This is a genomic window from Allobosea sp. 05T422_2 (assembly GCF_056396265.1).
In genome coordinates, this window is sequence record NZ_JBFTLD010000269.1 from 1 (window position 1) to 9,068 (window position 9,068).

Sequence of the window (9,068 nt, forward strand, 5' to 3'; positions counted from 1 at the left end):
AGACTTCGTTGCCGCCTACAATTTCGGCCGCCGGCTGAAGACCCTTAGGGGGCTCACACCCTACGAGTTCATCTGCAAATGCTGGACTTCAGAGCCAGAACGATTCAGGCTCGATCCAATCCATCAAATGCCGGGACTGAACATCTAGACGGCGTGATGCAGGCGCCGGGCGGCCCGGAGGAGGATAGCTCGGGCGGCTTCAGCCATGGTGGCTGGACCTTCCACTACTGGGACGAGCCGATGGGCGAGGTCATGGAAAAGGCCTTCGCCGAGGAATTCGACCTGCTGCTCGGCCGCAAGACCTACGACATCTTCGCGGCGCATTGGCCGCATGCCGGCGACGACCCGGTCGCCATGAAGTTCAACGCCTGCATCAAATATGTCGCGACCTCTGCGCCGAAGACGCTGAACTGGCAGAACTCGGTCGCGCTACGTGGCGATATCGCCGCCGAGGTGGCGGCGCTGAAGCGCCAGGACGGTCCCAAGCTCCTGCTCCAGGGCAGCAGCGAACTGATCCAGCTGCTGCTGGCGAAGGACCTGATCGACGAGTTCAACCTGCTGATCTTCCCGGTGGTGCTCGGCGCAGGCAAGCGGCTGTTCGGCGAGGGCACCATGCCCGCTGCCTTCACGCTGGTCGAGAGCAGGGTTTCGAGCACGGGCGTGATCATGGCGACCTATCGTCGAGCCGGTGCGGTTACGACCGGCTCCTTCGCGCTTGAGGCTCCGAGCGAGGACGAGATCGCGCGCCGCGAGAAAAATCTCAGCGCAGCCTGAAAAAAGTTTCGGCGCGTTGTCGATTCCGGAGCGCGCCGTTCGACGTGAGGACAGAGAGCGGGAATTCTCCGCTCTCCGAACCAAAGTCAGAACCCACCCACCCCATCAGGAGAAGACCGATGCGCTTCATGATCATCGTCAAGGCGACCCTGGATTCCGAAGCCGGCATCATGCCGAGCGAGGAACTGCTGACCGCCATGGGCACCTATAACGAGCAACTGGTAAAGGCCGGCATCATGCTCGCCGGTGACGGGCTGCATCCCAGCTCCAAGGGCGCACGCATCCGCTTCTCAGGCGCCAAGCGTGCCGTCGTCGACGGACCTTTCGCCGAGACCAAGGAACTGATCGCCGGTTTCTGGATCTGGCAGTGCAAGTCGATGGAAGAGGCGGTCGAATGGGTCAAGCGCTGCCCGAATCCAATGACAGGCGATTCCGAGATCGAGATCCGCCGGATCTTCGAGGCCGAGGATTTCGGAGAGGCCTTCACCCCGGAGCTGCGCGAGCAGGAAGAGCGCATCCGCGCCGAGGCCGCGAAAAAGGCCGGCTGACCTGTCGATTTCGCGACGCGTCGATCGACGTGTCCTCAGGAGCGGCGGGGCACCAGGCCCCGACCGGCTTCGGACCACCGACTCCAGGAGCAAATCCATGCGTTACATGATCATGGTCAAGGCGACCAAGGACAGCGAAGCGGGCATCTTCCCGGAAGACGACAGTCTGATGGCGGCGATGGCGGCCTATCACGAGGAGCTTGCCAAGGCCGGCATGCTGCTCGACGGCTCCGGCCTGAAGCCGAGCTGGAAGGGCTGGAGGATCAAGTACTCGGCCGACGGCAAGAACCGCGTCGTTGACGGCCCCTTCGCCGAGACCAAGGAGCTGGTCGCCGGTTACACCGTGATCAAGGCCAAGTCCCGCGAGGAAGCGCTCGAATGGACGCGGCGCTTTCCCAGGCCCTTCGAGCCGGGTCAGGAGTGCGAAATCGAGATCCGCGAACTCTATGAGCTGGAGGATTTCGAGCAGTTCGAATCGGTCGAGCGCTTCCGGGAAATGGGCATCGGCGGTGAGTGACGGCGGGACGATACCTGCCGCTGCGTCTTGCGCCATCGGTCTGTGGAGGCTTTCATGAATACGGTCTTGTCCAAGGATGGCACCGCCATCGCCTATCAGCGCTTCGGTTCCGGCCCGGCGGTCATCCTCGTCGACGGCGCGCTCTGCAGCCGCGCCTTCGGGCCGATGCCGAAGCTTGCGCCGCTGCTGGCGGAGCGCTTCACCGTCTTCGTCTATGACCGCCGCGGGCGCGGCGATAGCGGCGACTCGCCGACCTATGCCAAGCAGCGCGAGATCGAGGACATCGCTGCGCTCGTCGCCGAGGCGGGCGGCGAGGCAGCGGCTGTCGGCCTCTCATCCGGCGCCGCATTGGCGCTTGAAGCTGCCGCCGCAGGCGTGCCGATTCGCCGGCTCGCGCTGTACGAACCGCCTTATCTCGCCGCTGACAAGGAGGGCCGGCAGCCGCCGCAGGACTGCCCCGGCAAGCTCAGGGCGCTGATCGCCGCGGGCCGGCGCAGCGCCGCAGTGCGCTTCTTCATGGTCGATATCGTCGGCATGCCGACATTTGTCGGCTGGCTGATGCGGCTGATGCCGGGCTGGTCCAAGCTCAAGGCAGTGGCCCACACGCTGGTCTACGACACGACGATCATGGGCGATTTCACGGTGCCGGCCGAGCGGTTCGCCAAGGTCGCAGTTCCGACGCTGTTGCTTGCAGGGGAGAAGAGCCCGCGCTCGCTGAGAATGGCGGCGCAGGCTGCGGCCGATTCCGTTCCGGGAGCCAGTCACGCCGTGCTGAAGGGGCAGACGCACAATGTCTCGCTGCCGGTGTTGGCGCCAGAGCTGGAACGCTTTCTCGCGGCCTGACCGCAGACCGGACGGCTTGCGCAGCAAGGGCCGAAATGGTGTGTATCGGCCGTCATGTCGGCGAGCGATGCACACCGTACCATTGAAACGGTCTGGCGAATCGAGGCTCCCAAGCTGATCGCCGGGCTGACGCGCATCACCCGTGATGTCGGGCGCGCCGAGGAACTGGCGCAGGATGCGCTGGTCGCGGCTCTGAAGCAGTGGCCGCAAGACGGCGTACCGCGCAATCCGGGCGCCTGGCTGATGCAGGCGGGCAAGCACCGCGCCCTCGACGGCCTTCGCCGCGACAAGCTTCTCGCCCGCAAGCATCAGGAGCTTGGCCACCAACTCGAAACCGAGACGACGCCCGATCTCGACGCCGCGCTCGATGACGATGTCGGCGACGATCTGCTGCGGCTGGTCTTCACGGCCTGCCATCCGGTTCTCTCGACGGAGGCGCGGCTTGCACTGACGCTGCGACTGCTCGGTGGACTCACCACCGAGGAGATCGCGCGGGCCTTCCTGGTGCCTGAGCCAACCATGGCGCAGCGGATCGTGCGGGCGAAGAAGACGCTTGCCGACGCCAAAGTGCCCTTCGAGGTTCCGCATGGCGCGGAATTGGCCGAGAGACTCGAGTCGGTGCTCGAGGTCGTCTACCTGATCTTCAACGAGGGCTATGCGGCAACAGCCGGTGAGGATTGGATCCGACCGGCCCTGTGCGAAGAAGCACTCAGGCTGGGGCGCATCCTGGCCGAGCTCGCGCCGCTGGAGCCCGAGGTCCATGGACTCGTAGCGCTGATGGAGATCCAGGCGTCGCGCCTCAGGGCCAGGGTCGGCCCGAGCGGCGAGCCGATCCTGCTGCTCGACCAGAATCGCGCATGCTGGGACCATCTTCTGATCGGCCGGGGCCTTGCGGCGATCAAGCGGGCGCGAGCGACAGGTGGCGTTATCGGTCCCTATCTGCTCCAGGCCGAGCTAGCCGCCTGCCATGCGCGAGCGCGCACCGCGGAAGAGACGGATTGGGTCCGCATCGCCGTGCTTTATGGTGCGCTGGCCGCGATCAACCCGTCGCCGATCGTCGAACTCAACCGGGCGGTGGCGATCAGCATGGCCGAGGGGCCGGCAGCCGGGCTTGCCGCGGTCGAACGACTGGCCTCGGAACCCTCGCTGAAGAACTACCATCTGCTGCCGAGCGTACGGGCCGATCTGCTCGGCAAGCTCGATCGGCATGGCGAGGCGCAGGCCGAGTTCGAGCGCGCGGCGGCGATGACGAGGAATGTACAGGAGCGAACATTATTGCTCGCTCGCGCAGAGAATGCCCGCCGGGCCGCTAGCGGCGCCTAGGCAAGACCAGAGCATCAGACCGGACAGTGGGATCCACTTTTCGGAGAAATCCGATGCGGGGCAAAGAGATGGGCCGCCACAATACGTCCGGTCGGACGCACGGCGATCTAGTGCCGTGTGCCCATCGTGAAGGCGCCGCAGCGCACCTTTTCCGCCAGGGTTTCGGCGAAAACAGCTGTGGCTTCTTCGCCATAGGTCTCGACCAGCGTGCGAAAGGCCGCGAAGAGAGCGGCGTGGGCCAGCGCATCGCTGTCGAGCCCGTCCTGCTGCGCCTCGTTGAAGGCGTCCTCGACATAGCCATAGGCGACGCGGCGTGCATCTCCCGGCTCGTCGGTGAGCATGGGATCGAGCTGCAGATCGTCTGGACGGATGGACATGAAGGCACGGACTCTGCGGCTKGTCACAAAGGACCGGCGCGTACCCGAGAATCAGGCCTGCGCCGGGGCGATCGACTGCCTCAGATTCATACGCATCAGGGGAGGCTGGCGCTACCGCGGTGTTTAAGAAAGGTTAATTTGACCGCGCGAGTTTTGAGAAAGACACAGTTTCGTCCCGATGTGACCTATCCGCCATAGCGGCCGGCGAGGGACCGGGCCAGAYGGTCGCCTTCGGCGGCGAGTCGCCGTGCGGCCTCCTGGCTGCCGCCAGAACAGCTCCGGTGGGTCGCCGAATAAGCCCGGAAACCGCCGTTATAGGCACTCATCAGCCGTTCCCGCCGCTGTGGCGTGCGTCCTTCGGCCTCGATCAGCGCAGTCATGCGCTCACGCCAGACATCGGCTTCCTTGCCGCCGCACAAGGTCCGCAAATAGGCGAGCGAGCCCATGATCTCGGCGAGTTCGAGCAGTTGCGGTTCGTAGGGCGGAGGCGGCGCCTCGKGGGGCGGCGTGGCCTGGGTCGGCGGCGGCGGCGGCGATTGCTGGCGTTGCCCCTGTGCAATGGCGTGACCGAACGGCGCAACCGCCATTATCCCGGCGAGTAGAAGCGCGAGGCGGGTGCAGGTCACGGCCGCTGACCGCCGCTCTGCAGGATGGCATGGGCGTTTCGCAGCACGTCACCGAGTTCGCGCGTCGTCGCCAAGCCTCCGAGTTTGAGCGGATCGGCCCACATCACGGCGCCTGCCTCAGGACCGGGCTGCGGCTCGCCGGAAATCCATTCGCCGACGAATGAGGCGATGACGAAATGATGCGTCACCGAGCCTGCCGCATCACGCCCGAAAATCTCGACATGCCGGTTGAAGCCGAGAATGGCGGCCTTGACCCCGACCTCCTCCTCGAGCTCGCGCAGTGCGGCCGCTTCAAGCGTCTCGCCTGCTTCGACCTTGCCGCCGGGGAGTGACCAGAGCTGGTCGGCCGGCGGCTTGGTACGGGTTGCGAGCAGCACCTTGCCGTCGCGAAAGACCGCGAGGGACGCGGCAAGCGTTGGGCGCGCCGCCTTGGCCTGCGTCGGAAAACGGATGACCTGGCCGCCTTGGCTCTTCACACGTGCTGCCCGCCATTGATGTGCAACTCGGCGCCCGTGACATAGGACGAGGCGTCGGTGCAGAGGAAATGGATCGCCTTCGCGACTTCCTCCGTCTTGCCGAGCCGGCCGAGCGGCAGCGTCGCGACGATCTTCTCGGTGCCGGGCGAGAGGATGGCAGTGTCGATCTCGCCGGGCGAAATCGAGTTCACCCGGATGCCGAGCGGGCCGAAATCGGCGGCCATCTCGCGCGTCAGGCTGGCGAGCGCCGCCTTCGAGGTGGCATAGGCGGCACCGGCGAAGGGGTGGACGCGGGAGCCGGCGATCGAGGTGACGTTGACGATCGTGCCCCTGGCGGCGGTCAGCTCGTCCAGCAGGCCGCGCGCCAGCATGATCGGCGCGAAGAAGTTGACCTGGAAGACCTGGTGCCAGTCATTGAAGGAGGTCGTGGCAGCGCCCAGGCGCATGCCCTTCGGCCCCTTCGGAGAAATGCCGGCATTGTTGACCAGGGCATTGAGCTTGCCGCCCTCGGCCGCCAGCCGCTTCTTGATCTCGGCTATGCCACGCATCGTGTCCTCGGGGTCGCCGAGATCGATCTGGACATGATCGTCGGCGCCTGAGGGCCAGGGGCATTTATCCGAGAAGGCCTGGCGCGAGCAGGACAGGATGCGCCAGCCTGCCATGGCGAACTGCATCACCGTGGCGTGGCCGATCCCGCGGCTCGCTCCGGTCAGGAGCATGACCGGGCGCTTGCCTGCCTCGGTCTTGGGGAAGTCGAATTTCGGCATGGCCATGCGGTCAGATCCTCAGGGGTAAAGGCGGGTTCGCGTCCACGGCTCGGCGGCCGAGGCACGGCGGAAGACCACACGGTCGTGCAGGCGGAAGGCGCCGTCGCGCCAGAACTCGATATAGACCGGGTCGATGCGGAATCCAGTCCAATGCGGCGGGCGCGGGATCGTGCTGAGACCGAATTTCGCGGCATAGCTCGCCACGGCCTTCTCGAGCGCGAAGCGGCTCTCGAGCGGGCGCGACTGCTGCGAGGCCCAGGCTCCGATGCGGCTGTCGCGCGGGCGAGACTGGAAATACGCATCGGCCTCGGCGTCGCTGACGATCGACACGGGTCCGCGAATACGGACTTGCCGGCGCAGGCTCTTCCAGTGGAACAACGCGGCCGCCTTGCCCTGGCCGAGCAGCTCCTCGCCCTTCTGGCTTTGGGTGTTGGTGTAGAAGACGAAGCCGTCGCGATCGTGCCCCTTCAGCAGGACCATGCGGACATTGGGCAGGCCCTCGGCATCGACCGTCGAGAGTGCCATGCCGTTGGGGTCGTTCGGCTCGGAGCGCGCGGCCTCCTCCAGCCAGCTCGCGAACAGGGCGAAGGGTTCATCGACTTCGGTGAAGTCACCCGGCGTTAACCGTTCCACGTGTCTAATCCTCGGCAAGTTCTGGTTAAGCGTCGGGCGAGCGCAATCTGTGATTTGGTGTTGGACTGCGAGTTTATATAGGCCAGCCCGGGCGGCGAACCAAAGCCTCGATCGGCGCGCTGCGCCCATGCGTCCGGCTGCTGTCGCCACCGTGCTGCTGCTCGCCGTTGCCAGCGCCGGCTGCTCGGTCTCCTTTCCGATCCTCGGCCTGTCGAGCAAGTCCGAAGACGAGGTGGCGATGACGACGACTTCGACCCTGCCGGCGCGCGGCACGACGAAGCCGAGCGTGCTTGGCGCCCTCTCCACCGAGCTTGGTCCCGAGGATCTGCGCCGTGCCGATGGGGCGATGGCGCTGGCCCTCGACCCCCAGGGCAATGGCGCAGCGGTCAACTGGGATAATCCGCAGAGCGGCATGAAGGGATCGTTCACGCCGGTCGGTGGGCCGTTCCTGCGCTCGGACGAGATTTGTCGTGCCTTCATCGCCAATGTCCAGACGCAGACCAGCCCGGTTCGGCTTCAGGGCACGGCCTGCCGTCCGTCCGGTGGAGAATGGGCAGTCAAGGAAACGCAACCCTGGAAGGGGTTCAGCTAGCATAGGCTGCCGGATCCGGCCTGCGGCCGCGCCGGGAAGGAAAACGTTGCATTCCCGCCACAGTCTCCCCACATAGCGGGCGGAGCTGTTCCGGCGTGCCGTATCGGGCGCGGGAAACAGCGTCTCGTCGAAGAGTGGGGTTCATGCATGCGCGATCCGTATCAGGTCCTGGGCGTCGCCCGTGGTGCCAGCGAAGCTGAAATCAAGAAAGCCTATCGCCGTCGCGCCAAGGACCTGCATCCCGACCGCAATCAGGATGATCCCAAGGCGCAGGACCGCTTCTCGGAGCTCAACAGCGCCTATGAGATCGTGGGTGACGAAACCAAGCGCAAACAGTTCGACCGCGGCGAGATCGACGCCGACGGCAAGCCGAAATTCCAGGGCTTTGAGGGCATGGGCGCCGGTCGGGGTGGGCGTGCCGGCGGGTTCGAGTTCAATTTCGGCCATGGCGGCGGCGCAGCTTCCGGGCGTGGCGGGGCCGATCAGGGCTTCGATCCTGCCGATATTTTCGGCTCGCTTTTCGGTGACGCGGCCCGCCGCGGCGGCGGCCGGGCTCGCCATGAGCCCCAGAAACCGCCGGAGCAGAGCTTTTCGCTGAGCGTCTCGCTTGCCGAGGCCGCCACGGGCGCTACCCGCCGTGTGAAGCTGCCGCATGGGCGCGAGGTCGAGGTCACGATTCCCGAGGGTGTTGCGGACGGCAAGGTCATGCGGCTGCGCGGCCTTGGCCAGACCGATCCCTTCTCGGGCGAGGCTGGCGACCTGCTGATGACGATCAAGGTCAAGCCCGATCCGCGCTTCACGATCGAGGGCCATGATCTGCGTACCCGCGTGGCGGTTCCGCTGGCGACGGCCGTGCTGGGCGGGCCACTGCATGTGCCGACCCTCACCGGAGCCGTGGAGATGAAGATTCCACCGCTGACCGGTACGACGAAGCAGTTTCGCCTGCGCGGCAAAGGGCTGAAGGGCGAGAAGGGTCATCACGGCGATCTCTTCGTCGCAATCGACATCGAGATGCCGGAGAAGGATCCCGAACTGACGGCGCTGATGAAGGCGCGKAGCGAGTAAGCGAGCAACTGAGCCTTTCGTTGAGGCGCTGGCTCGGCTAAGAGACCTTCCGCTTCGTCCAGTTCGCAGGTCCCCGATGCCCGAATCCAGCGCTGCCTCCTCCACCGCCAATGTCCTGAAGGGCAAGCGGGGCCTCATCATGGGCGTCGCGAACAATCGCTCGATTGCCTGGGGCATTGCCAAGGCTGCGGCCGATGCTGGTGCGGAGCTGGCTTTCACCTATCAGGGCGATGCGCTGAAGAAGCGCGTCGAACCCCTGGCGAAGGAACTTGGCGGGCATGTTGTCGGCCATTGCGACGTCACCGACTCGGCGACGATCGATGCCGTCTTCGCCGAGGTCGAGAAGCTCTGGGGCAAGCTCGATTTCGTCGTTCACTGCATCGCCTTCTCCGACAAGGACGAGCTGACCGGCCGCTATGTCGAGACGACTGAAGCGAATTTCACCAAGTCGCTCCTGATCTCCTGCTATTCCTTCACCGCCGTCACGCAGCGCGCCGAGAAGCTGATGACCAATGGCGGCTCGATGC

13 protein-coding genes and 1 pseudogene are annotated in these 9,068 nt (G+C 65.6%); 9 read left to right on the plus strand and 5 right to left on the minus strand.

The window, feature by feature from the left end; all coding sequences use genetic code 11:
• From AC1DJT_RS30405 to AC1DJT_RS30430, 6 genes and pseudogenes are all read left to right on the plus strand, one after another.
• A pseudogene (locus AC1DJT_RS30405) lies at nucleotides 1-148 on the plus strand (IS481 family transposase); the annotation flags it as partial.
• 8 nt (nucleotides 149-156) lie between these two features.
• Nucleotides 157-774, plus strand: a complete 618-nt coding sequence (locus AC1DJT_RS30410; protein WP_476835507.1) for a dihydrofolate reductase family protein — start codon at nucleotides 157-159, stop codon at nucleotides 772-774.
• A gap of 119 nt (nucleotides 775-893) precedes the next feature.
• The gene (locus AC1DJT_RS30415; RefSeq protein WP_476771087.1) at nucleotides 894-1,322 is read left to right on the plus strand and encodes a YciI family protein; all 429 of its coding nucleotides are present in this window, start codon (nucleotides 894-896) and stop codon (nucleotides 1,320-1,322) included.
• Nucleotides 1,323-1,419: 97 nt separating this feature from the next.
• The gene (locus tag AC1DJT_RS30420) at nucleotides 1,420-1,839 is read left to right on the plus strand and encodes a YciI family protein (RefSeq protein ID WP_476771086.1); all 420 of its coding nucleotides are present in this window, start codon (nucleotides 1,420-1,422) and stop codon (nucleotides 1,837-1,839) included.
• Between the two features lie 54 nt (nucleotides 1,840-1,893).
• Nucleotides 1,894-2,682, plus strand: coding sequence for an alpha/beta fold hydrolase (locus AC1DJT_RS30425; RefSeq protein WP_441507034.1), 789 nt, complete (start codon nucleotides 1,894-1,896; stop codon nucleotides 2,680-2,682).
• Nucleotides 2,683-2,736: 54 nt separating this feature from the next.
• On the plus strand, nucleotides 2,737-4,005 hold the full coding sequence (locus AC1DJT_RS30430; protein ID WP_476769623.1) for an RNA polymerase sigma factor: 1,269 nt from the start codon (nucleotides 2,737-2,739) through the stop codon (nucleotides 4,003-4,005).
• A 107-nt stretch (nucleotides 4,006-4,112) separates the two neighbouring features.
• Here AC1DJT_RS30430 and AC1DJT_RS30435 read toward each other — a convergent pair whose 3' ends face one another.
• The 5 genes from AC1DJT_RS30435 to pdxH form a co-directional block, all read right to left on the minus strand.
• Nucleotides 4,113-4,382 carry a hypothetical protein gene (locus AC1DJT_RS30435; protein ID WP_441488264.1) on the minus strand — a complete coding sequence of 90 codons (270 nt, stop codon included), beginning with the start codon at nucleotides 4,380-4,382 and terminating at the stop codon, nucleotides 4,113-4,115.
• A gap of 185 nt (nucleotides 4,383-4,567) precedes the next feature.
• Nucleotides 4,568-5,008: a TIGR02301 family protein gene (locus AC1DJT_RS30440; RefSeq protein WP_476835508.1), complete on the minus strand. Its 441-nt coding sequence runs from the start codon at nucleotides 5,006-5,008 to the stop codon at nucleotides 4,568-4,570.
• Nucleotides 5,005-5,484 (minus strand): NUDIX hydrolase, encoded by a 480-nt coding sequence (locus AC1DJT_RS30445; protein ID WP_441507675.1) that lies wholly within the window; start codon nucleotides 5,482-5,484, stop codon nucleotides 5,005-5,007. The genes AC1DJT_RS30440 and AC1DJT_RS30445 overlap by 4 nt, the downstream gene beginning before the upstream one ends.
• On the minus strand, nucleotides 5,481-6,257 hold the full coding sequence (locus AC1DJT_RS30450; RefSeq protein ID WP_052514014.1) for an SDR family NAD(P)-dependent oxidoreductase: 777 nt from the start codon (nucleotides 6,255-6,257) through the stop codon (nucleotides 5,481-5,483). Before AC1DJT_RS30450 ends, AC1DJT_RS30445 begins: the two co-directional genes overlap by 4 nt.
• A 12-nt stretch (nucleotides 6,258-6,269) precedes the next feature.
• Nucleotides 6,270-6,884 carry a pyridoxamine 5'-phosphate oxidase gene (gene pdxH / locus AC1DJT_RS30455; RefSeq protein WP_441488267.1) on the minus strand — a complete coding sequence of 205 codons (615 nt, stop codon included), beginning with the start codon at nucleotides 6,882-6,884 and terminating at the stop codon, nucleotides 6,270-6,272.
• Nucleotides 6,885-7,011: 127 nt separating this feature from the next.
• Between pdxH and AC1DJT_RS30460 the strand changes: the two genes are divergently transcribed.
• From AC1DJT_RS30460 to AC1DJT_RS30470, 3 genes are all read left to right on the plus strand, one after another.
• The gene (locus AC1DJT_RS30460) at nucleotides 7,012-7,476 is read left to right on the plus strand and encodes an RT0821/Lpp0805 family surface protein (protein WP_476769604.1); all 465 of its coding nucleotides are present in this window, start codon (nucleotides 7,012-7,014) and stop codon (nucleotides 7,474-7,476) included.
• Between the two features lie 147 nt (nucleotides 7,477-7,623).
• Complete coding sequence (locus AC1DJT_RS30465) at nucleotides 7,624-8,541, plus strand: DnaJ C-terminal domain-containing protein (protein WP_069879466.1); 918 nt, start codon at nucleotides 7,624-7,626, stop codon at nucleotides 8,539-8,541.
• A gap of 76 nt (nucleotides 8,542-8,617) precedes the next feature.
• A partial coding sequence (locus AC1DJT_RS30470) for an SDR family oxidoreductase (protein WP_476835509.1) occupies nucleotides 8,618-9,068 on the plus strand: 451 nt, incomplete at its 3' end.